We start from the raw sequence: 20712 nt of genomic DNA on the forward strand, positions 1-20712 counted from the left end.
CCAGATGATTGACGGTCCTTGCCAGGCAAAAGCCAAAAGAGTACAAATGTACTCCATGACGACTCTGACTCCCCGCCGTACCGCCATCCTGACCTTCATCCGCGATCGCATCGCCGAGCACGGTCAGCCTCCGAGCCTCGCTGAAATCAGCGAGGCGTTCGGTTTTGCCTCCCGCAGTGTGGCGCGCAAGCATGTGCTGGCGCTGACCGAAGCCGGGTTTATCGAGGTCAACCCGCACCAGGCCCGGGGCATTCGCCTGCTCGGGCAGCCGCCGCGTCCCGAGTTGCTGGACATCCCGGTACTCGGCCGGGTGGCGGCCGGTGCGCCGATCGGGGCCGATGCGGAGGTCCATAGCCGCTTGCTGCTTGATCCGTCGATTTTCTCGCGGGTGCCGGACTACATGCTGCGGGTCCGGGGTGACTCGATGATCGAGGACGGCATTCTCGACGGCGACCTGGTGGGCGTGCACCGCAACCCCGAGGCGCTCAACGGCCAGATCGTCGTGGCGCGGCTCGACGGCGAAGTCACCATCAAGCGCTTCGAGCGGGTCGGCGATGTGGTTCGCCTGCTGCCACGCAACCCGGCCTACCAGCCGATCATTGTCGAAGCCGATCAGGACCTGGCCATCGAAGGCGTGTTCTGTGGCCTGGTGAGGCAAGGCTGATGGGGGCCGTCGTTGCGCTGGATACGCTGTTCAATGCTGGCCAGGTCTGGAAGGGCCGGCCTGCGCCACCGGCCGCCAGCCCGCAACCCACCGGGCATGCCGCGCTGGACGCTGCCTTGCCCAGCGGAGGCTGGCCGGAGGCGGCGCTGACGGAAATCCTCTTGGCCGGGCAGGGCGTGGGTGAGTTGCAACTGGTGTGGCCGACGCTGGCACGGCTGTCGGCGGCGGGCGAGCGCATCGTGCTGGTGGCGCCGCCTTATGTGCCGTATCCCCAGGCGTGGCAGAACGCCGGGGTCGATCTGCGTCAGTTGTCGATCATCCACGCCAGCGAGCGCGATGCGCTGTGGGCCGCGGAGCAATGCCTGCGTTCGGGCAGTTGCGGTGCGGTGCTGTGCTGGCCGCACAAGGCCGATGACCGCGCCTTGCGCCGCTTGCAGGTGGCGGCGGAAACCGGCCAGACCCTGGCCTTCGCCTATCGTCCCCTCAGTGAAGCGATCAACCCTTCGCCGGCGGCCTTGCGCATCGCCATCGATGCCCAACCGGCACAACTGCGTGTGCTCAAGTGCCGCGGCGGCCTGGCCCGTTCGGCACCGATTGCCTTCGCCGTGGGGCATTGAGGTTGCCATGCGCTGGGTCTGCATTGTTTTCCCGCAATTGGCGCTGGATGCGGTACTGCGTCAGCGTGCCGATCCCGATGAACCCCTGACGTTGCTGACCGGCCCGGCCCAGCGCCGGGTGCTGCAGGCGGTCAACGATGCGGCGCGGGCGCTGGGTTTGCGTCCCGGCCAGTCCATGAGCGCGGCACAGGCCTTGAGCAAAGGCTTCGCCACGGCCGAATACGACGCCGCTGAAATCGAGCACTGGCAACAGTTTCTCGCCGCCTGGGCCTATCGCTTCAGTTCCCAGGTCAGCGTGCATTACCCTCGGGCCGTGGTGTTCGAGATCGAATCCAGCCTCGGCTTGTTTGGCGCCTGGCCGCAGTTCGAAGCACTTTTGCGCCGTGAGCTCGGCGAGCTGGGGTTTCGGCACCGCATCGTGGCCGCGCCCAACCCGGTGGCGGCGCGGATGCTGGCCAACGCCTATGACGGTCTGGTAGTCCCGGACGATCAAGCCTTGCAGCATCATCTGGGGCAAATGCCCGTCGACCGGATCGGCCTCGACGCATCGGCCGCCACGGCCTTGTCGCGCATGGGCTTGCGCACCTTGAGCCAGGTGCAGACGCTGCCCCGGCATAGCCTGGCCCGGCGTTTCGAGGCTCAGGTGCTCAAGCATCTGGATGCCCTGTCGGGTTTACGGCGGCTGGCGCTGGCGTTTTACCTGCCGCCGGACCGCTTCGATGTGCGTATCGAGCTCAATTTCGATGTGCAGTCCCATCAGGCCTTGCTGTTTCCGTTGCGCCGGTTGACCGGCGACCTGTCGGCGTTCCTCTGCGGTCGCGACAGCGGCGTACAGCGTTTCGACCTGCATCTGGAGCACGCCGGGTTACCGGATACGCTCATCAAGGTTGGCCTGCTCAGTGCCGAACGGGATGCGGCGATGCTCTTCGAACTGGCCCGTGGGCGGCTGGAGCAGGTCCAGGTCGAGGCGCCGGTGCGCGGCTTTCGCCTGCGCGCCGAGGATTTGCCGACCTTCGTGCCCCAACATCAGGAGCTGTTCGACGATCGCCCGCAGCAGTCCTTGCCCTGGGAGCAACTGCGCGAACGCCTGCGTGCACGGCTGGGGGATGACGCGGTGCATGGCTTGGGTTTCCAGGCCGATCACCGCCCCGAGTGCGCGTGGCAGGTCAGTGCCGACAGCCAGCCTTGCGCGGTGCCGGCCGCGGTGAAACGGCCGGGCTGGCTGCTGACTGAACCCTTGGCCGTGCATCAGGGCTCGGCGCGCATCCTCATGGGGCCGGAGCGTATCGAGTCCGGCTGGTGGGACGGTGACGACGTACGCCGTGACTATTACCTGATCGAAACCCGTGCCGGCCAACAGGGCTGGGCCTACCGGGCGGTCGGTGAGGACGGCCCGTTGTGGCTGCAGGGCTGGTTCGCATGAGCATCGAATATGCCGAATTGCACTGCCTGTCGAACTTCAGCTTCCAGCGCGGGGCGTCCAGTGCTCTCGAGCTGTTCCAGCGCGCGAAAAAACAGGGTTATCAAGCCCTGGCGATGACCGACGAATGCACCCTGGCGGGCATCGTTCGCGCCTGGCAAGCGGCGAAGTCCGTGGAGTTGCCGCTGATCATCGGCAGTGAAATACGTATCGAGAACGGCCCGAAACTGGTGTTGTTGGTGGAGAACCTCGAGGGGTACCAGGCGTTGTGCCGATTGATCACCCGCGCCCGGCGCCGCACGCAGAAAGGCCAGTACCAGGTGTTACACGAAGACTTCAGCGAACCCTTGCCAGGATTGCTGGCGTTGTGGGTGCCGGACGCTGTCGATGCCTTTGAGCAGGGCCACTGGCTCAAGCAGGTCTTCGCCGAGCGCCTGTGGCTGGCGGTGCAGTTGCATCGCGGTCAGGACGATGCCCGGCGTCTGGATGATCTGCTGACACTGGCCAGGGAATTGCTGATTCCGGCCGTGGCCAGTGGCGATGTGCACATGCACGCTCGCGGCCGGCGCGCCTTGCAGGACACCATGACCGCGATCCGTCATCACCTGTCGGTGGCCGATGCCGGGTTGCGCCTGCACCCCAACGGCGAACGGCATCTGCGCAGCCTCGACGTGCTGCAGGCGCTTTACCCGCCAGCCTTGCTGGCGGAAACACTGAATATCGTCCGGCGTTGCACCTTTGATCTTGGCCAGTTGCGTTACCAGTACCCCCGCGAACTGGTGCCGCAAGGGCACTCGGCCACCTCGTGGCTGCGTCATTTGACCGAGGAAGGCATCCAGTGGCGCTGGCCAAAAGGGCCGAAAAGCGAAGTGCTGGTGCAGATCGACAAGGAGCTGCAACTGATCGCGGAGCTGGGCTATGAAAGCTATTTCCTGACGGTCCACGACATCGTGCGCTTTGCCCGCCAGCAACAGATTCTTTGTCAGGGTCGTGGTTCTGCCGCCAACTCGGCGGTGTGCTTCGCCCTGGGGATCACCGAAATCGATCCGGATCGCACCACGTTGCTGTTCGAGCGCTTTCTGTCCAAGGAACGCAACGAACCGCCGGACATCGACGTCGATTTCGAGCACGAGCGCCGCGAGGAAGTCTTGCAGTACGTGTTCCAGCGTTATGGCCGGGCCCGGGCCGCATTGACCGCGGTGGTCAGCACTTACCACGCCGCCGGTGCGGTACGGGATGTGGCCAAGGCACTGGGCTTGCCACCGGACCAGATCAACGCCTTGGCCGATTGTTGCGGTCACTGGAGCGATGAAACGCCCCCCGTTGAACGCCTGCGTGAAGGTGGTTTTGATCCGCAGAGCCCGGTGCTGCACCGGGTGTTGAGCCTGACGGGGCAGTTGATCGGCTTTCCCCGGCATTTGTCCCAGCACCCCGGCGGTTTCGTGATTTCCGAGCAGCCGCTGGACAGTCTGGTGCCGGTGGAAAATGCCGCCATGGCCGAACGCACCATCATCCAGTGGGACAAGGATGACCTCGATGCGGTCGGTTTGCTCAAGGTCGATATCCTGGCGCTGGGCATGCTCAGCGCGATTCGCCGATGTTTCGATCTGCTGCGCCGGCACCGGGGGCTGGACCTGAGCCTGGCGACCATCCCGTCCGAAGATGCGGCCACCTACGAAATGATCGGTCGGGCCGACACCATCGGCGTGTTCCAGATCGAATCCCGGGCGCAGATGTCGATGCTGCCGAGGCTCAGGCCGAAGACGTTTTACGACCTGGTGATCGAGGTCGCCATCGTTCGCCCCGGACCGATCCAGGGCGGCATGGTGCATCCGTACCTGCAGCGACGGAACAAGGAAGAACCGGAGGCCTATCCGTCGCCGGAGCTGGAAGTGGTACTCAAACGCACCCTTGGCGTGCCGCTGTTTCAGGAACAGGTGATGCAGATCGCCATCGTCGCCGCCGACTACAGCCCCGGCGAGGCCGACCAGCTACGCCGCTCCATGGCTGCCTGGAAACGCCACGGCGGGCTCGAACCGCACAAGGATCGACTGGCCGCCGGCATGAAGAAAAAAGGCTACACGCCGGAGTTTGCCGCGCAGATCTTCGAGCAGATCAAGGGCTTTGGCAGCTACGGTTTTCCCGAGTCTCACGCGGCCAGTTTTGCCTTGCTGACTTACGCCAGTTGCTGGTTGAAATGCCACGAGCCGGCGGCCTTCGCTTGTGCGCTGATCAACAGTTGGCCGATGGGGTTCTACAGCCCGGACCAGATTCTGCAGGACGTCAGGCGCCATCATTTGCAGGTTCGCCCGGTGGACGTGCGCACCAGCGACTGGGATTGCAGTCTGGAACCGATCAGCGGTGCGCAACCGGCGATTCGCTTGGGGCTACGCATGATCAAGGGCTTTCGCGAGGACGATGCCCGACGCATCGAGGCGGCACGCTCCAAAGGGGCGTTTGCCGACATTGCCGACCTCGGCGAACGGGCGCGACTCGATGCCCGCGCCCAGGAGCAACTGGCCGATGCCGGCGCGTTGCGTGGACTGGCCGGCGACCGGCATCGGGCACGTTGGGAAGTGGCCGGGGTACAAAAGCAGCTGGGTTTGTTTGCCGGCCTGCCGAGCCGGGAGGAGGACGCGGTGTCGTTGCCAAAGCCCACTGTGGGCGAGGACCTGCAAGCCGATTACGCCAGTGTCGGCACCACCCTCGGGCCGCATCCGTTGGCCCTGTTACGCGGTGAGTTGAAGGCGCGGCGCTGCCGCAGTTCGAAGGAGTTGCTGGACGTCGAGCACGGTCGGCCAGTCAGCGTTGCCGGGCTGGTCACCGGCCGACAACGCCCGGCCACCGCCAGCGGCGTGACGTTCGTCACCCTTGAGGACGAGTTCGGCAACGTCAACGTGGTGGTGTGGCGCGACCTGGCCGAGCGTCAACGCCAGGTGCTGGTCGGCTCGCAGTTGCTCAAGGTCGATGGGCGCTGGGAGAAAGAGGGTGAGGTCCGGCATCTGATAGCCGGACGCTTGAGTGACCTGAGCCCGTTGCTGGATGGCATTACTGTGCGCAGCCGGGATTTTCACTGATCCACGGCGGGAGCTTTTGTGGCGAGGGGGCTTGCCCCCGTTCGGCGGCGAAGCCGTCGTAAAACCGTTGAATGCGGTGTGCCTGAAATTATTGCGGTGATTGGTTTGGGGGCAGCTTCGCAGCCCAACGGGGGCAAGCCCCCTCGCCACAAAAGCCGCTCCCCCCAGGGTTTGTGTTAATGCCTGTTATTTGGCCAGCGGCCAAAACCGCTCGCCACCCCCCGGCGCATCCGTCCAGGCCTGCAACGAGCGTGTCGGTAAGTCGAAGTAATCCCGCGTACGCGCATAACCATGCCCGCCCATGCGTCCTATCGCATCCAGCCCCAACTGGTCGATGTACAGGGTTTTCGGATCGATCAGTTCGTCACGCACATGGGCCATCAGCACTTCACCAAAGATGATCTCCCGGGATTGGCCGATGGACAGGGCCATCATCCGGCGGCACTCCAGCGCCACCGGAGCTTCGCCGATGCGCGGGCATTTGACCGTGGTGCCGGGGATGGCGGTGAGGCCGGCGGCGGTCAGTTCATCGAAGCCGGGGGCGAAGGGCACGGCGCAGACGTTCATGGCTTCCACCAAGGCATCGCTGACGATGTTCACGGTGAATTCCTGATTGAGCTGGATATTGCGAGTGGTGTCCTTGGGGCTTTGGTCGCCGTAGTTTTCCACACCCAGGGCGAGGATCGGTGGATCGGCGGAAAGCGCATTGAAGAAGCTGAACGGCGCCGCGTTGATCCGGCCTTCGCCGTCGACGGTGGTGACCAGGGCTATCGGCCGTGGCACGACGCTGCCGATCAGGATCTTGTATTTGTCCCGTGGGCTCAATGTGCTGAAGTCGAAGCTTTGCATGGGCAGAAATCTCTAGAGAAGTGGATCAATCGCGCTCAGTGGCGCCTGTGCGCTGTAGTCGTCGGCGAACGGGATGGCGGGCTGGAACAGGCTTTTCCAGTCCGGTTGGCCAAAGGCCCGGTCGCTGTGGCTGCGCATCAATTTTTCGAATTGGCGTTGGGCCTGGCGTTGCAGGGCGGGGTAGTCGAGGCCCTCGACCTGGCCGTCCCGCATCACGCAGCGGCCGTCGATGTAGCTGGCGATACAGTCGTCACCGCGACCGGCCAGAACAAGATTTTTCAGTGGATCGAATAGCGGCCCCAGGTGCATCCCGCGCAGGTTGAACACGGTGATGTCGGCCTTGGCCCCGGGCGCCAGGCGTCCGAGATCGTCGCGGCCCAGTGCCTTGGCACCGCCGAGGGTCGCGGCGTTGTACAGGTCCAGCGTGCTGGTCAGATCGTTACCGCCTTCCATAAGGCGAGCGATGTTCAAGCCCTGGCGCATGTTGTCCAGCAAGTCCGCGGGCCAGGTGTCGGTGCCCAGGGCGAAGTTGATGCCTTTGGCCCGATAGCGACCAAACGAATTCAGCGCCTCGCCGTCTCGGGCAAACACCACCGGGCAATGCACCAGACTGGCGCCGCCGTCCACCACCCGTTGCAGGTCGTCATCGCCTCGGGTGTAGATGCCGTGGGGCAGCAGGCTGCGCGGGGTCAAAAGCCCAAGCTGCTGCAACCAGCCCAGTGGCGAGGTGCCGCGCAGTTGCTCGACCATCGTCACTTCACCGAGGCCCTGGCAGCAGTGCAAACGCATCGGTGCGTTGAGTTCCCGGCTCAGCGCGGCGGTGCGTTGCAGCAACGCCGGGGTGCAGGTCTGGATGCGATCGGGCAGCAGCGCACCGCGAATCAGGCCGTTGTGCGCGCCGTCGAAATCCCGGAAAAACCGCTCGGCGGCGTCGAGCCCGGCCATGCCCCGGGCTTCGTCCCAGTGGTGCGCCAGGGTTCCATCGGCCTGCCAGTAACTCATGCCGCTCATGTAGCAGGGACCGAGGTAAGCGCGTAACCCCAGTTCGGCGGCCACACCTGCGACCGCCGCAAATTCGTCGTAGGTCTCGGCCCACTCGCGGTAATACATCGACGTGATCGGCATGGCCGTGGTGATGCCGTTGCGGATCAGTTGGGTGAAGGCGTAGCGGTATTTGAAGACTTCTTCTTCGGGGCTGTAGCTTTCCCGCGATCCATGGGCCAGATACTGCGCCGACCACATCCGGCCCATGTCGCGCTCGTCGCCGTTGTCCAGGGTCAGCACCGTGGAATCGAGATCGCCCAAGGCATCCAGATCGATGAAGCCGGGACCGATCAGCGCATTACCGTAATCAACCCACTGATCCACCGGCCCCGCATAACCACGACCGACAAACTCGATGCGTGCGCCTTCGAACACCACTTCGCCATCGCGCCACAGCACATGCTGCGTACCGTCGAAGCCGACCACGCAACTGGCCCGCAAGCCAATGCGCTTCACAGACGGCTTTCCAGCAAACGGCCACCCGCAGCAATCAACTGACCCGCGCGATAGACCTGGCGCAGCGGCCGCGAAACCACCGCCTCACCCAGTGTTTGTACCGGCATCAACAGGAAGTCCGCCGGCTGGCCAATCTCCAGGCGATTGGCTTGGCAACCCAGCGCCTGGGCGCCGTTGACGGTCGCCGCCTCGAACGCTGCCGCCAGTTCTTCGTCCTTGTTCAAATCGAAACGAAACGCCAGCAACATCGCCCGCTCCAGCATGTCGCCGTTGCCCATGGGCGACCAGGCATCACGAATACCGTCCGAGCCCAGGCACACATTCACGCCGGTTTCGCGCAGGGCCAGGAAAGGCGGCACCGCGCAATCGGCCGGGGCCGAGCTCATCAGCGAAATGCCCAGTGTCGCCAGGCGCTCGGCCACCGGTTTGACCTGGCTCCACGGCAACATCCCCAGGCAGTACGCGTGGCTGATCATCACCCGGCCTTGGCGGCCGAAGCGCTCGGTGTAGTCAGCAATCAGCGCGATCTGCCACAGGCCCAGCTCACCTTTGTCGTGCAGGTGAATGTCGATACCACGGTCGAATTCGCTGGCCAGTTTGAAGACGAAATCCAGTTGTGCGACAGGGTCGTTATCGATACCGCACGGGTCCAGCCCGCCGACGTTCTCCACGCCCAGGGCCATGGCTTCGCGCATCAGTTCGGCGGTGCCGGGGCGGCTGATCAAGCCAGTCTGCGGGAACACCACCAGTTGCAGGTCGATCAGGTCGCGGTAGTTTTCACGCAGTTGCTGCATGGCCTCGACATGCCGCAGGCCGAATTCCGGGTCGATGTCGACGTGGCAACGCATGGTCAGCGAGCCGCGGGCGATGCAGTTTTCCAGCAGGGCGCCGGCCCGTTGCGCAATCGGTGTGGTGACTTCACGCAGGATGCGCCGTTCGTTGGCGATGTAGTCCTTGAGGGTCGGGCCGGCACTGTTGGGGCGCCAGGGCTGGCCCCAGAGGGTTTTGTCCAGGTGCACGTGGCTTTCCACCAGGGCGGGGGTGAGCAACTGGTCCTGGCCGTCGATGTCGGTGGCCGACAGGGCTTCGTTAGAAGCGGGGCGGCGTTGGCTGAAGCGGCCGTTTTCGATCAGCAGGTCTTCGGCGGTGGCGCCGTAGGGGCGCACGTTGCGCAGCCAGCGGGGTTGATTCATTGCAAACCTCAAATTCAATGGTGTCTTGGCGGGCCTCATCGCGAGCAAGCTCGCTCCCACAGTAGATCTTTGACGTTCACAAAATCCCTGTGGGAGCGAGCTTGCTCGCGATGGGCGCGACTCGGTCGAAAGGCAATCAGCCCTTGAGCTTGGCCCAAATGCGGTCCTGCAGCTCCCGCGCCTTGTTGCTGCATTCCTTTTCCGGGCGCAGGCGCGCGGCGAATTCGTCGGGCATGTTGATGGCGTCCATCACCCGCCATTTGGCGTCGATCAGCTTGTCGCTCTGGATGCCGTTGGCGTAGGCGATGGCGTTGGACACGGCGGCGGCGTTTTCCGGTTTCATCATCCAGTCGATGAAGATCTTCGCGTTGCCGGGGTGCGGTGCGCTTTTCGGTACGGCGAAGTTGTCCTGGAACATCGCCAGGCCTTCACGGGGGTAGACGTACTTGATGGTGCTCTTCTGCAGGGTGGCCCGCGCTGTAGAACCGTTCCAGTTCTGCATCATGATCACTTCACCGCTGGCCATGCGGTCGACCGTGTTGTCCGAGCTGTACATCTTCAGGAAGGGTTTCTGTTTTTGCAGCAGTTCGAGGATGCGCTTGGCGTCCTGCGGGTTTTCGCTGCACTCGTCGACATTCAGGTAGTGACTGGCGGCGTTGATCACGCTGCTGGAGGTGTCGAGGGCGGCGAGCTGACCTTGCAGTTCCTTGCGCGGCTCGAAGAACTCTTTCCACGAGTCGTCAAGCTTGCCGCCGGGCACCCGGGCGCTGTCATAGGAGAACCCGGTGGTGCCCCACAGGTACGGTGCCGAGAACTTGCGGCCGGGGTCGAAGCTCGGGTCGCGGAACGCCGGTTTGACGTACTGGAAGTTGGGCAGGGCCGAGGCGTCGATTTCCAGTAGCAGGTCCTGGTTGATCAGGGTGCGCATGATCGATTGCGACGGCACGATCACGTCGTACGCCGCGCCGCCGGCCTGCAACTTGGCCAGCAGGGTTTCGTTGCTGTCGTAGCCGTCCATGGTGACCTTGATCCCGGTCTCCTTTTCGAACTTGGCCAGCAGCTCCACCGGGTAGTAGTCGGTCCAGTTGTAGAAGAACAGTTCCTTGGGCTCGGCGGCCTGGGCGCTGAACGCCGTGAACGCGGTGAAGCAACTCAAGGCCAGACCGGCAACGGCGAAACGCATGCTTTTCACTTTCTTGCTCATATAGAAGTCTCCAGGCTTATTGTTGTTTGCCGCGCTGTCCCAGCCAGAAGGCCAGCACTACCAGCACGATGGAAATCACCAGCATCAGGGTCGAAATCGCATTGATCTCCGGCGTCACACCGGCCTTGATCGCCGAGAAGATGTACACCGGCAGGGTCGTCGAGCCGGGGCCCGCGACGAAGAAGGTCATGATGAAATCGTCGAGACTGACCACGAACGCCAGCACCGAGCCGGACAGCACCGCCGGCCACAGCAGCGGCAAGGTCACCCGGCGGAACACCTGCCAGGGGTTGGCGTACAGGTCGTTCGCCGCTTCCAGCAGGCTCTTGTCCAGGTCGTTGAGCCGCGCGCGGATCGGCAGGTAGGCGAAGGGAATGCAGAAGCCGATGTGCGCAACGATCACCGTCAGCAGACCGAGCTTGATCCCCAGTGCCATGAACAGCAGCAGGGTGGCCACGGCGGTGACGATCTCCGGCAGAATCAGTGGCAGGTTGATCCCGCCCTCGACCATTTTCTGTCCGTAGAACGGCCGGTAGGTCGCCAGTGCCGCGAGCAGGGCAATCGCCGTGGCGCAGACCGTAGCGATGCTGGCGACGATGATCGAGTTCAGCGCCGCGGTCTGGATCGACGGGTTGGCCAGGATTCGCCCGTACCAGTCGAACGAGAACTCGGTCCACACCGTCGCCGAGCGGTTGGCGTTGAAGCTGTAGGCGATCAATACAAAGATCGGCAGGTACAGGTAGGCCAGCATCAACAGGCTGACTTCACGGGTCAGGGGCAGTTTCTTCAGGTGCAGGGCGATCATGCTTGTGCTCCCGGGCGTTGGGTCTTGGCGGCATTGCGGCTATAGAGGGCGTAGAGCACCAGGGACAGCAACATGATCCCCAGCAACAGGAACGACAGCGAACTGCCCAGCGGCCAGTTGCGCGCGGTACCGAACTGCTGCTGGATCAGGTTGCCGATCATCAGCGTCTTGCCGCCGCCAAGGATCGCCGGGGTAATGAAGGCGCCCAGGCTTGGCACGAACACCAACAAGGCACCTGCGATCACCCCCGGCATCGACAGCGGCAGGATGATCCGCCGCAACGCGTGCCAGCGATTGGCACCGAGGTCATAGGCGGCTTCCACCAAACGCCAGTCGAGCTTTTCCAGGGTCGAGTAGATTGGCAGGATCATGAACGGCAGGAAGCTGTAGACCAGGCCGACGCTGACCGCGAAGTCGTTGTAGAGCAGGGTGATGCCACCGGCCTGGGGGAACAGCGCGTTGAGGCTCTGGGCGACCCAGCCGTGCTCGCGCAGGATGATCAGCCAGGCGTAGTTGCGGATCAGCAGGTTGGTCCAGAACGGGATGGTGATCAGCAACACCATCAGGTTGCGTCGACGGGGTGTCAGGCTCGACATCCACAACGCCACGGGGAAGCCGAACAGGAAACACAGGACCGTGGTGCCACCGGCCTGGAACACCGAGCGCAGCAATGCCTGGGCGTAGACCCAGTTCAGCTCCAGTTCGCCATCGAAACCTTCCTGGAAAAACAGTTGCACGTAGCTTTGCAATTGCCAGTCGGCCTGCCAGTCGACGCCGCCATAGACGTTGCGCGGCAGCAGGCTGATGTAGCCCATGATGCCCAGCGGAATGGCGATCAGGGCCAGCAGGGTCAGGACCACCGGGCTGAGCAACAGCGCGCGGTTGAGGGCTGGGGAAGTGCTGCTGACGCTCATCTCAGGCCTCCATCAACAGGCAGGCGTGGGGCGGCAGGTTGACCGCGACACGATCACCCACCACCCGACCGTGGTTCAGGCCTTCGTTGTTCTCGCGCAGCATGACCTTGATGTCGTTGTTCAGGCGGCATTGATAGAGCGTGGCCGTGCCGACATACAGCACGGCCTCGATCACACCGCGCAGATGATGCGGTTGGGTCGGCTCGACCAGTTGCGAACGCTCGGGGCGGAACGCCAGTTGCACCTTGCTGCCGTCAAAACCCTGGGCCGGGCAGGGGATTTCCACGGGCATGCCGTTGGGCACGAAGAGCTTTTCGTTCTGCTGGCCGCGCTTGAGGTGGCCGGGGAGAAAGTTGATGTCGCCGATGAATTGCGCGACGAACTGGTGTTGCGGCCGTTCGTAGATTTCATTGGGCGAGCCGATTTGCAGGATCTTGCCGGCGGACATCACGGCGATGCGATCGGACAGGGTCAGCGCTTCCTCCTGATCGTGGGTGACGAAAATGAAGGTGATCCCGGCTTCTTTCTGTACGCGCTTGAGTTCGACCTGCATTTCCTTGCGCAGCTTGAGGTCCAGGGCCGACAGCGGTTCGTCCAGCAACAGCACTTTGGGTTTTGGCGCCAGGGCCCGGGCCAGAGCCACCCGTTGCTGTTGGCCGCCGGACAGTTCGGCCGGTTTACGCTTGGCCAGGTGCTGCATTTGCACCAGCGCGAGCATCTCATCGACCCGCTGCGGAATCAGTTTGCGATCAAGGCCCTGCATCTCGAGGCCGAAGGCGATATTCTGCGCAACACTCATGTGCGGAAACAGCGCGTAACTCTGGAACACCGTGTTGACCCGACGCTTGAACGGCGGCAAATCGTTGACCGGTTCGCCAGCGAGACGGATCTCACCGTCGCTGACATGCTCGAAGCCGGCGATGGTGCGCAGCAGGGTGGTTTTGCCGCAGCCGGAGGGGCCGAGCAGGGTGAAGAATTCGTTGTCGGCAATGTCCACCGAGACGTTATCGAGGGCTGGTGCCAGCCCCGGATCGTCGGAATATCGCTTTGAGACGTTTCGCACTTCGATTGCTGTTGGATGACCCATTATGGTGCATTCCTCTAATTATTGTATGCAAAATCTGGATGCAATTTAGAAATACCCGGATTAATCTGTCCGTGCAAGCCCCTTTTTCAATGGCTGTTCATTCGCCAGGGTCGTTTGCACAGGGCGCAAGGAGTTGATGAATGACGGAAAAGAAACTGGAAACTACGGTCGACCGCGTCTACCAAGGGGTTTACGAGGCGATCAGCAAGCGTTCGTTGCGTCCGGGCATGAAGCTCGGCGAAGCCTCTTTGGCCGAGCTGTTCAATGTCAGCCGCACGTCTGTCCGGGCCGCGCTCAAGCAATTGGAAGCCGACGGGCTGGTCACCACCGAGCCCAATAAAGGTGCGTCGGTGTCGCTGCCCAGTGACGAAGAGATCCGTTCGTTGTTCGAAACCCGTCGCCTGGTCGAGATCGGCATCGTCAGCGAACTGTGCCGCCGGCGTGATACGGCGGTGACCCAGGACCTGCGCGATCACTTGCTGCTGGAAGATGAAGCGCATCAAAGCGGCGATCATGAACGGCTGATTCACCTGCTTGGCGAGTTCCACATCAAACTGGCGCGCAGCCTGAACAACCCGGTGTTGCTCGACTGGTTCCAGAAGCTGATTTCCCGGGCGTCGCTGTATGCCGCCGCTCTGGATGACGACAGCCACGAAGCCTGCCGCGACGACGAACACCTGCGGCTGATCGAATACATCGAAGCAGGCAACCAGAGTGCGGCCATCGAACTGACCTGCATGCATTTGAATGGCATCGAGAAGGCCATTCTGGATGTCGCGGCCACCCTGAAAAGCAGTTACAACCCGCTGAAGCACTTGATCGAGGTGTAGTGCATGGACTCTCGGTTACCGAGGACCAAATTGTGGGAGCGGGCTTGCTCGCGAAAGCGGTGTATCAGCAGATGAATATGTTGAATGACACACCGCCTTCGCGAGCAAGCCCGCTCCCACAAGGGATCTCCAGTGGCCCGCGAGAATCAGCTATACCTCTATGAAACGAATAGCGTGCAGGATGCTCGAAACAAACGGGTGCAACTTACCGGGATAGAGCCAGCCGATGCAGTTTCTAGAGGAAAGCCACGGGTGCTCCGGGTGGAACGGCGAAATGGCCGGGCGCATTCGTGCGTTCGACTGGAGCCGGACCGAACTTGGCCCGCTCGATTCATGGTCCAGGAGCCTGAGCAGCGCGGTGCAGTTGATGCTCGCGTCCCCACTGCCGATGGTGATGCTCTGGGGCCAGTCCGGGTACATGATCTATAACGACGCTTATTCCAAGTTTGCCGGTGGGCGTCATCCGTATCTGCTCGGCTCTGCCGTAGAACTGGGTTGGCCGGAAGTTGCCGAATTCAATCGCCACGTGGTCGACACCTGCCTGGCGGGCGGCACCTTGTCCTATCGCAACAAAGAACTGGTGCTGCTGCGTGACGGGGTTCCGGAAGATGTCTGGATGGACCTCTACTACAGCCCGGTGGCCGACGATGACGGGTGCCCGGCCGGGGTCATGGCCATGGTGGTGGAAACCACCGATCGGGTGATCTCCGAACACCGGCGACAGGCGGCTGAAGACGCCTACCGCGCCGACAACGAACGGGTACGCCTGGCGCTGAACGCCGGCGCCTTGCTCGGCTCCTTTGTCTGGGACATCAAGGCCAACGTGCTGTCGGGTGACGAGCGCTTCGCTCGCGCGTTCTCTTATCCACCCGGGCAAGACCTGCAAAACCTGTCTCAGGAAATCGCTGAAAGCCGGATCCATCCGGATGACCGCAGTTGGGTTCAGGAGCGAGTCAGACTGTCGGTGGAGACGGGCGAGCCCTACAACGTCGAATACCGGATCCGGCGCCCGGATGGCAGCTACCTCTGGGTACTCGCCAGTGGTTGTTGCGAGTTCAATGAGCAGGGCGAGGCGTTTCGTTTCCCCGGCGTGCTGATCGACATCCACGAACGCAAGACCGCCGAAGAGTCCCTGCTCAAGTTCACCCGCAACCTGGAACAGCGGGTGGCCGATGAGGTCGAGGCGCGGCTGGCGGCGGAAGAACAACTGCGCCAGTCACAGAAGCTGGAAGCCATCGGCGGTCTCACCGGTGGTGTGGCCCATGACTTCAACAACCTGTTGCAAGTGATCGCAGGCAACCTGCACTTGCTCGCGCGTCATGAGCCGGGTAACGCCAATGTGCAGCGCCGGGTCTCGGCGTCGATTGCCGCTGTCGAGCGCGGTGCCAAGCTGTCTTCGCAATTGCTGGCATTCGCCCGCCGCCAACCGTTGTCACCCGCGGTCTTCACCTTGCGGCAGATTTTCGATGGCTTGGCGGAGCTGTTGCTGCGTGCCCTGGGTGAAACCCTTCAGGTTCACATGACGGCACCCGAAGATTCCTGGAATGTGTTTGTCGATCGCAACCAACTGGAAAACGCCATTCTCAATCTGGCGATCAATGCCCGTGACGCCCTTCAAGGCGAGGGCAGGATTGACCTGTGCGCGGAAAACATCGTCCTCGATCGCAAATTTTGCGCCGCAAAGGGCATTGCCCCCGGGGACTATGTACGGGTGTCCGTGACGGATACCGGCGTCGGCATGCCGCCGCAGGTGCTGGCCCAGGCGTTCGAGCCGTTCTTCACCACCAAGGCCGACGGGCAGGGCACCGGCTTGGGCTTGAGTATGGTGTTTGGCTTCGTCAAGCAGAGTGGCGGTCATATCGAAATCGCCAGCGACGTGGGGCGGGGGACTCGGGTGCAGCTGTACTTCCCGCGCACCTTGCGCGCGGCCCCCAGCGAAACGCCGGGCCCTGATGTGCCGCAACGGGGCGGGCACGAACGCATCCTGGTGGTCGAGGACAATGAGGCCGTGAGGGTATCGGCGGTGGAGTTGTTGCGCGAGGAGGGCTATCAGGTCCTCACGGCCACCAACGGTGACATCGCCATGAAAATGTTGCTGGAAGGGCTGGCGGTGGACCTGATTTTCACCGACGTGGTCATGCCCGGCCTGATCAAGAGTTCGGACCTGGCGGCCTGGGCGAAAGTGCAGGAGCCACCGGTGGCTGTGTTGTTCACCTCGGGGCATACCCGCGACATCATCTCGCGCAATCACCAGCTCAGCCCCGACACCCACCTGCTGAGCAAACCCTACAACCCCGAAGCACTGACGCAGATGGTGCGCACGGTGCTTAGCGGCTGACAAAAACAGGTGATTCTCCACGCAGGTTTTCAAAGGTGACCGAGTGATCGTCAACCCGTGGAGGCGCCGGCGCAGGCAAGGTTTTATCGCATTGGCGACCGGACGACGAACGGACACCGCTGGTCTGACAGGTGGTCGACAGAACAGGCTAACCGAGGCCATTCTGATAGTTGGTGAACGCAATTGATCGCGTTTCGCTGCCGATCAACAAACGGAGGTGTTCCATGCCGGTGCCCCATGACCTTTATCAGGATCTGAAACGCTCAAAGGAAGAAGTCCAGCAGAAACGCACCAAGGATCCGTTACTGGATTCACTGCTTAACAAGTATTCCCAGGCGGATGCCGAAGTGGTGAAAGCAGAGGAGGCCAAGTCCAACGATGACACCGTAAGGAAGCTCAAGGAGGCACGTCTGCTGGTCAAGGACAAGATCGTCAAGCAACTTGGCTCGTCGTCCTGACCCAGCGAGCTGCCACCGACGACCGGTGGCGGGAAAGTTGGAACGGCATCACAACCGGCACCTCGAATGTTCAGAGACCGCTGTTATGGCTCTCAACGAGGTGCCTCATGACCCAGCCCAAATACCCCAGCGAACAACAGGGTGGCTACGACCCGATCCCCACTCATCCCGAACCCCTGAGCCCCGAACACACCACGGTCAATCCCGAGGAAGAGCCGGGCATCGATGAGTGGCCGGAAGAAGAAGGTATCGACGTCGATTCAGAATGAACACCGCCCTCTGTAGGAGCGAGCTTGCTCGCGATGGTCGTTAACGATGCCGCGTGTTTACTGACTAAACGCAGTGCATTTGAGTCCATCGCGAGCAAGCTCGCTCCTACAGGGGGGCTTCGGTGAGTTCAGGAAGGGGACTGTTCATTGCAATGCCTTGCTTAGCGGCAATCGCACCATGTTCCGGGCTTTCAGCGAACCGAAATACAACCAGTCCCCATACTCGCGCACGGTGGTGATGGGGGAGTAATTGTCGCTGCTGCCGTCCTGCAGGTTGGCGATCACTTTGCCATCAAGGTCCAGGCCCAGGGCAAATCCGTGTTTTTCCACGGGCTTGGGCAAGACGGTCATGGCCCGCACGATCATCTTGCGCACGAACGGATGCGCCGCCGTGGCGTCGAGCAAGGGGTTTCGGGGGGCATACAGCGCCACCCAGAACCGGTCGTGGCCATTGAACGACAGGTTGTCCGGCAGCCCTGGCAGGTTGTCGATAAACAGGTCGTGGGTGCCGGCCTTCGGACCGCTGAGCCAATAACGTGTGATGCGGTAGGCGCCGGTTTCATTGACCAGTACATAGGCATCGTCCGGTCCCAGGGTTACGCCGTTGGCAAACTCCAGCTTATCCAGCACAACCGAGGTTTTGCCGGTCTGGAAATCGTAGCGCAGCAGTCGACCGTCGCCGCCGTGTTCGATCACGGCCTCACCGTCGTGGCCATAGCCGAAGCGGCTCGAAGCATCGCTGAAATAAGCGTAGTGACCGGGTTTGTCGATGGCCACGTCGTCGGTAAAACCGAAGGGAACGCCGTCGGCCTCTGTGGTCAAGGCCACCAGGCGTCCCTGGGCGTCGAGGGACAACAAGCCTTTGACGGCATCGGCGATCACCAGCAGGCCATTGGGATGCCGGGCCAGGCCCAGTGGCCGGCCACCGGTATCGGTCAGGATACTGGTGGTCTTGCCGTCCAGGCTCGTACGGATCAGGCGCCCGTCGTGCAGGCCGGTGATGAGCGTGTCGTTTTCCAGCAACAAGGCTTCCGGCCCGTCGATATTGGCGGCGCCGACGCGCTCCACCTCCTTGAGCCGCTGATTGTCGGCGTAGATTCCGCTGGTGAGGGACGGCGCGGCTTGTGGTGTCCAGGCCACCGGCCGCACCTTGGTGGGCATCAGCAGCAGGAAGGCGCCGATGACGACGATGACCAGCAACAGACATTTGAAGGTTCTGCTCACACGCCGACTCCTGTCGCGGCCAGATACTTCTGTGCCATGTCGCGCAATGCCAGCATCGACGCCGCCGATTCCCGGTCGATGCGCCGCTTGAGCAACAAGCGGTTGGCAATGCGCATTGCCAGGCCGCTGAATTGATATTCCAGGGTGCGGACGAAACGTGTGTCCTCACCTATGGCATCGCATTCATAGGTCACCACCAGCGACAGGCCGTGGTCACCCCGGGCCTCGGCGCTCCAGCGCCGCCCGGGCAGGTACTCCGCCACCTCCCAGCGCAAGTGCCCGTCGCGCCCGCCGGCACGGATGTCTTCCTCGAAACGTGCGCCGGCATGCAGCGGGCCTTTTGGCCCGTCGATGCGCAGCGACGACGGATGCCATTGCGGCCAAAGGGTCACGGTGCTGGCGTAGGCAAGTACCTGGATCGGGTTTCCGGCAATGACAACCTGATGCTGCATGCGGGTCATGGGGGTTCTCGTCGGGTTGAGCGGCTCAGGTTCCGGCTCCCAATAGAGGGTGCCGAACAGGTAGTCCATCAGCGGGAAAACGATGTTGAAATTACGCGCCTGCATCAGTTCACGGCGGTGGTGCAGTTCGTGCAGCCGGCGCATCTGGCGGATCCACGGCAGCCGTGTGAGCGGGTTGCGCGACGGCAGATGCTCGCAGGCATGAAACACTTCATAAGTCAGGTAGCCGAGGACAAGAAGGCCGCCGACCAATCCGGCGACGTTGGTATTGATGTGCTTGAGCAGCCACCAGAGGGGCAGGGCGACGGCGAGGGTGTGCAGCACGATCAGCCACGCCGGAAACAGAATCACCCGCCAGTCGCGGGCGCTGTCGTAGGTCATGTGGCCGGGGGTGAAAAAGCTGTGGTGGTCGCCTGCGTGACGGGCGTAAAACAGCCGGGCGAAGCTCTTTTTATGATGCCCCAGGTGGCGATGCACCATGTACACACCGAGGTTGAACAACAGCAGCGTGACGGGCACCGCCAGCCATTCCGCTGGCCGCACCTGATGTACGTTGCTCCAGAAGACGCTGATCGCCAGTGCCCCGAACACCAGGACAAACGCGCCATGCAGCCAGGGGTTGTAGAGCGGATGAATGTCGGCGCGGTAACGGCCGCGGAATCCTTCGGTGGTCTGCCTCACTGCAATCACCTGTCGTTTTTGTTATCTCTTTCAGATTAGCCGATCCCGGTGATTTGACGGACCGAACCTTAAGGACACAACGGCCATGATCCGGTGCAAACCGGTCTCAGGTCAGCGGATCCCATCGCTGCGACCAGTCTTCGTCTGAGTCGATGACTTTGCGCAGCAGGTCGAAGGCGCGTTGCAGCGTCGGCGAGTCACGATCGCGCGAGTAGACCAGATAGGTCGGGTAGTTGAATTCCGGCGCCTTGGGCACCCGTTCCAGGGCGCCGCTTTGCAGATAACTCTGCACGACGCGGGTGCGGAAGTAGCCGCTGCCGCCGTTTTCGAGAAGATACTGCAAGCCCAGCGGGCCCAGATTGAAACTCAGCGCAGCCTTGGCCTTCTCCGGCAGCGCGGCGTCGTGCTGGCGTCGAAAATCAGCGCCCCAATCGATGTACACATAAGGATCGGGCTTGTCGGCCAGGCGCACGAGAATCAGTTTTTCTTCGAGAATCTGCTCGACCTGCAGGCGCGGCCAATATTCGGGCTGATACACCAGCGCGGCATCCAGAACGCCTAACTCCAGTTGGCGCAGCAGGTTTTCGCCGTCGCGGATTTCCATGCGCAGGGCATGGCTGGGGATGTTCTTGCGAATTTCGCCGGCCCAGCCGAGCATCAACGGGTTGCACAGACTCACCTCGCCACCGATGTGCAGCACATCGCGATAACCTTCGGGCAACGGCAAATCACGCCGCGCGGCTTCCCAGGTTTGCACCAGCTGATTGGCGTACACCACGAACGCTTCGCCATTGGGCGTCAGGCGGGCGCCGGCACGATTGCGCACGAAAAGGGTGCTGCCCAGTTGGCTCTCGAGTTTTTGTACCCGTGCGGTGATCGCGGTCTGGGTGACATGGAGTTTTTCCGCGGCGGCAGCCAGGCTGCCATGGCGGACGATTTCGAGGAAGGTGCGGGCGAGGTCGATGTCCATGGGGGGGCCGGTGGTGTAAGTGCTCGCATTGTAAGAGCACCACCTGACCTGTGGCGAGGGGGCTTGCCCCCGTTGGGCGCGAAGCGGCCCTTGACGTCCTTCCGATAAGTCGAAATCTCTGGTTGTGCGACTGCTTCGCAGTCGAACGGGG

The 20712-nt window shown here is 62.5% G+C and carries 18 protein-coding genes; 8 read left to right on the top strand and 10 right to left on the bottom strand.

The window, feature by feature from the left end:
- Positions 1-46 precede the first annotated feature (46 nt).
- From lexA to AC1RS8_RS27190, 4 genes are read left to right on the top strand one after another with little or no spacing between them, the layout of a single operon-like run.
- Positions 47-664: a transcriptional repressor LexA gene (gene lexA, locus AC1RS8_RS27175; protein WP_057396940.1), complete on the top strand. Its 618-nt coding sequence runs from the start codon at positions 47-49 to the stop codon at positions 662-664.
- Positions 664-1281 carry a translesion DNA synthesis-associated protein ImuA gene (imuA, locus tag AC1RS8_RS27180; RefSeq protein WP_489338634.1) on the top strand — a complete coding sequence of 206 codons (618 nt, stop codon included), beginning with the start codon at positions 664-666 and terminating at the stop codon, positions 1279-1281. Before lexA ends, imuA begins: the two co-directional genes overlap by 1 nt.
- 7 nt (positions 1282-1288) lie before the next feature.
- Positions 1289-2704: a Y-family DNA polymerase gene (locus AC1RS8_RS27185; protein WP_489338633.1), complete on the top strand. Its 1416-nt coding sequence runs from the start codon at positions 1289-1291 to the stop codon at positions 2702-2704.
- A complete protein-coding gene (locus AC1RS8_RS27190) occupies positions 2680-5778 on the top strand; it encodes an error-prone DNA polymerase (RefSeq protein ID WP_489338632.1) in 3099 nt (1032 codons plus the stop codon). Before AC1RS8_RS27185 ends, AC1RS8_RS27190 begins: the two co-directional genes overlap by 25 nt.
- Before the next feature lie 186 nt (positions 5779-5964).
- Here the strand turns inward: AC1RS8_RS27190 and AC1RS8_RS27195 are convergent, their stop codons facing one another.
- The 7 genes from AC1RS8_RS27195 to AC1RS8_RS27225 form a co-directional block, all read right to left on the bottom strand.
- The gene (locus tag AC1RS8_RS27195; RefSeq protein WP_007973324.1) at positions 5965-6627 is read right to left on the bottom strand and encodes a flavin reductase family protein; all 663 of its coding nucleotides are present in this window, start codon (positions 6625-6627) and stop codon (positions 5965-5967) included.
- Between the two features lie 12 nt (positions 6628-6639).
- Entirely contained in the window at positions 6640-8127 is a 1488-nt protein-coding gene (locus AC1RS8_RS27200; RefSeq protein WP_489338631.1) for an amidohydrolase family protein, read from the bottom strand.
- Positions 8124-9320, bottom strand: a complete 1197-nt coding sequence (locus tag AC1RS8_RS27205) for an amidohydrolase family protein (RefSeq protein ID WP_489338630.1) — start codon at positions 9318-9320, stop codon at positions 8124-8126. The genes AC1RS8_RS27200 and AC1RS8_RS27205 overlap by 4 nt, the downstream gene beginning before the upstream one ends.
- Positions 9321-9456: 136 nt before the next feature.
- Positions 9457-10524, bottom strand: a complete 1068-nt coding sequence (locus AC1RS8_RS27210) for an extracellular solute-binding protein (protein WP_090455671.1) — start codon at positions 10522-10524, stop codon at positions 9457-9459.
- 16 nt (positions 10525-10540) lie between these two features.
- On the bottom strand, positions 10541-11329 hold the full coding sequence (locus AC1RS8_RS27215; protein ID WP_057714357.1) for an ABC transporter permease: 789 nt from the start codon (positions 11327-11329) through the stop codon (positions 10541-10543).
- A complete protein-coding gene (locus AC1RS8_RS27220) occupies positions 11326-12243 on the bottom strand; it encodes an ABC transporter permease (protein ID WP_015094870.1) in 918 nt (305 codons plus the stop codon). Before AC1RS8_RS27220 ends, AC1RS8_RS27215 begins: the two co-directional genes overlap by 4 nt.
- Before the next feature lies 1 nt (position 12244).
- Positions 12245-13330 (bottom strand): ABC transporter ATP-binding protein, encoded by a 1086-nt coding sequence (locus AC1RS8_RS27225; RefSeq protein WP_154909259.1) that lies wholly within the window; start codon positions 13328-13330, stop codon positions 12245-12247.
- A 140-nt stretch (positions 13331-13470) separates the two neighbouring features.
- Between AC1RS8_RS27225 and AC1RS8_RS27230 the strand changes: the two genes are divergently transcribed.
- The 4 genes from AC1RS8_RS27230 to AC1RS8_RS27245 all read left to right on the top strand — a co-directional run bounded on the left by AC1RS8_RS27230 (position 13471) and on the right by AC1RS8_RS27245 (position 17225).
- Entirely contained in the window at positions 13471-14160 is a 690-nt protein-coding gene (locus AC1RS8_RS27230; protein ID WP_007973313.1) for a GntR family transcriptional regulator, read from the top strand.
- Positions 14161-14386: 226 nt separating this feature from the next.
- Positions 14387-16498 (top strand): hybrid sensor histidine kinase/response regulator, encoded by a 2112-nt coding sequence (locus tag AC1RS8_RS27235; RefSeq protein WP_489338629.1) that lies wholly within the window; start codon positions 14387-14389, stop codon positions 16496-16498.
- 224 nt (positions 16499-16722) lie between these two features.
- On the top strand, positions 16723-16956 hold the full coding sequence (locus AC1RS8_RS27240; RefSeq protein WP_057714363.1) for a DUF465 domain-containing protein: 234 nt from the start codon (positions 16723-16725) through the stop codon (positions 16954-16956).
- Positions 16957-17063: 107 nt separating this feature from the next.
- A complete protein-coding gene (locus tag AC1RS8_RS27245) occupies positions 17064-17225 on the top strand; it encodes a hypothetical protein (protein WP_489340654.1) in 162 nt (53 codons plus the stop codon).
- Between the two features lie 144 nt (positions 17226-17369).
- On the opposite strand, the gene AC1RS8_RS27250 is transcribed toward AC1RS8_RS27245, so the two are convergent.
- The 3 genes from AC1RS8_RS27250 to AC1RS8_RS27260 form a co-directional block, all read right to left on the bottom strand.
- Positions 17370-18449: an SMP-30/gluconolactonase/LRE family protein gene (locus AC1RS8_RS27250; protein WP_218498205.1), complete on the bottom strand. Its 1080-nt coding sequence runs from the start codon at positions 18447-18449 to the stop codon at positions 17370-17372.
- The gene (locus AC1RS8_RS27255) at positions 18446-19591 is read right to left on the bottom strand and encodes a sterol desaturase/SRPBCC family protein (protein WP_489338628.1); all 1146 of its coding nucleotides are present in this window, start codon (positions 19589-19591) and stop codon (positions 18446-18448) included. Before AC1RS8_RS27255 ends, AC1RS8_RS27250 begins: the two co-directional genes overlap by 4 nt.
- A 106-nt stretch (positions 19592-19697) precedes the next feature.
- A complete protein-coding gene (locus AC1RS8_RS27260) occupies positions 19698-20561 on the bottom strand; it encodes a LysR family transcriptional regulator (RefSeq protein ID WP_057714369.1) in 864 nt (287 codons plus the stop codon).
- Positions 20562-20712 lie beyond the last annotated feature (151 nt).

The sequence above is a fragment of the Pseudomonas sp. GW821-FHT12A04 genome (genome assembly GCF_058807755.1).

What these genes read in the sequence shown, in the direction of transcription:
- lexA (WP_057396940.1), top strand. Translation starts at nt 47, where the DNA reads ATGTACTCCATGACGACTCTGACTCCCCGCCGTACCGCCATCCTGACC.
- imuA (WP_489338634.1), top strand. Translation starts at nt 664, where the DNA reads ATGGGGGCCGTCGTTGCGCTGGATACGCTGTTCAATGCTGGCCAGGTC.
- AC1RS8_RS27185 (WP_489338633.1), top strand. Translation starts at nt 1,289, where the DNA reads ATGCGCTGGGTCTGCATTGTTTTCCCGCAATTGGCGCTGGATGCGGTA.
- AC1RS8_RS27195 (WP_007973324.1), bottom strand. Translation starts at nt 6,627, where the DNA reads ATGCAAAGCTTCGACTTCAGCACATTGAGCCCACGGGACAAATACAAG.
- AC1RS8_RS27205 (WP_489338630.1), bottom strand. Translation starts at nt 9,320, where the DNA reads ATGAATCAACCCCGCTGGCTGCGCAACGTGCGCCCCTACGGCGCCACC.
- AC1RS8_RS27210 (WP_090455671.1), bottom strand. Translation starts at nt 10,524, where the DNA reads ATGAGCAAGAAAGTGAAAAGCATGCGTTTCGCCGTTGCCGGTCTGGCC.
- AC1RS8_RS27215 (WP_057714357.1), bottom strand. Translation starts at nt 11,329, where the DNA reads ATGATCGCCCTGCACCTGAAGAAACTGCCCCTGACCCGTGAAGTCAGC.
- AC1RS8_RS27220 (WP_015094870.1), bottom strand. Translation starts at nt 12,243, where the DNA reads ATGAGCGTCAGCAGCACTTCCCCAGCCCTCAACCGCGCGCTGTTGCTC.
- AC1RS8_RS27225 (WP_154909259.1), bottom strand. Translation starts at nt 13,330, where the DNA reads ATGGGTCATCCAACAGCAATCGAAGTGCGAAACGTCTCAAAGCGATAT.
- AC1RS8_RS27230 (WP_007973313.1), top strand. Translation starts at nt 13,471, where the DNA reads ATGACGGAAAAGAAACTGGAAACTACGGTCGACCGCGTCTACCAAGGG.
- AC1RS8_RS27235 (WP_489338629.1), top strand. Translation starts at nt 14,387, where the DNA reads ATGCAGTTTCTAGAGGAAAGCCACGGGTGCTCCGGGTGGAACGGCGAA.
- AC1RS8_RS27240 (WP_057714363.1), top strand. Translation starts at nt 16,723, where the DNA reads ATGCCGGTGCCCCATGACCTTTATCAGGATCTGAAACGCTCAAAGGAA.
- AC1RS8_RS27245 (WP_489340654.1), top strand. Translation starts at nt 17,064, where the DNA reads ATGACCCAGCCCAAATACCCCAGCGAACAACAGGGTGGCTACGACCCG.
- AC1RS8_RS27260 (WP_057714369.1), bottom strand. Translation starts at nt 20,561, where the DNA reads ATGGACATCGACCTCGCCCGCACCTTCCTCGAAATCGTCCGCCATGGC.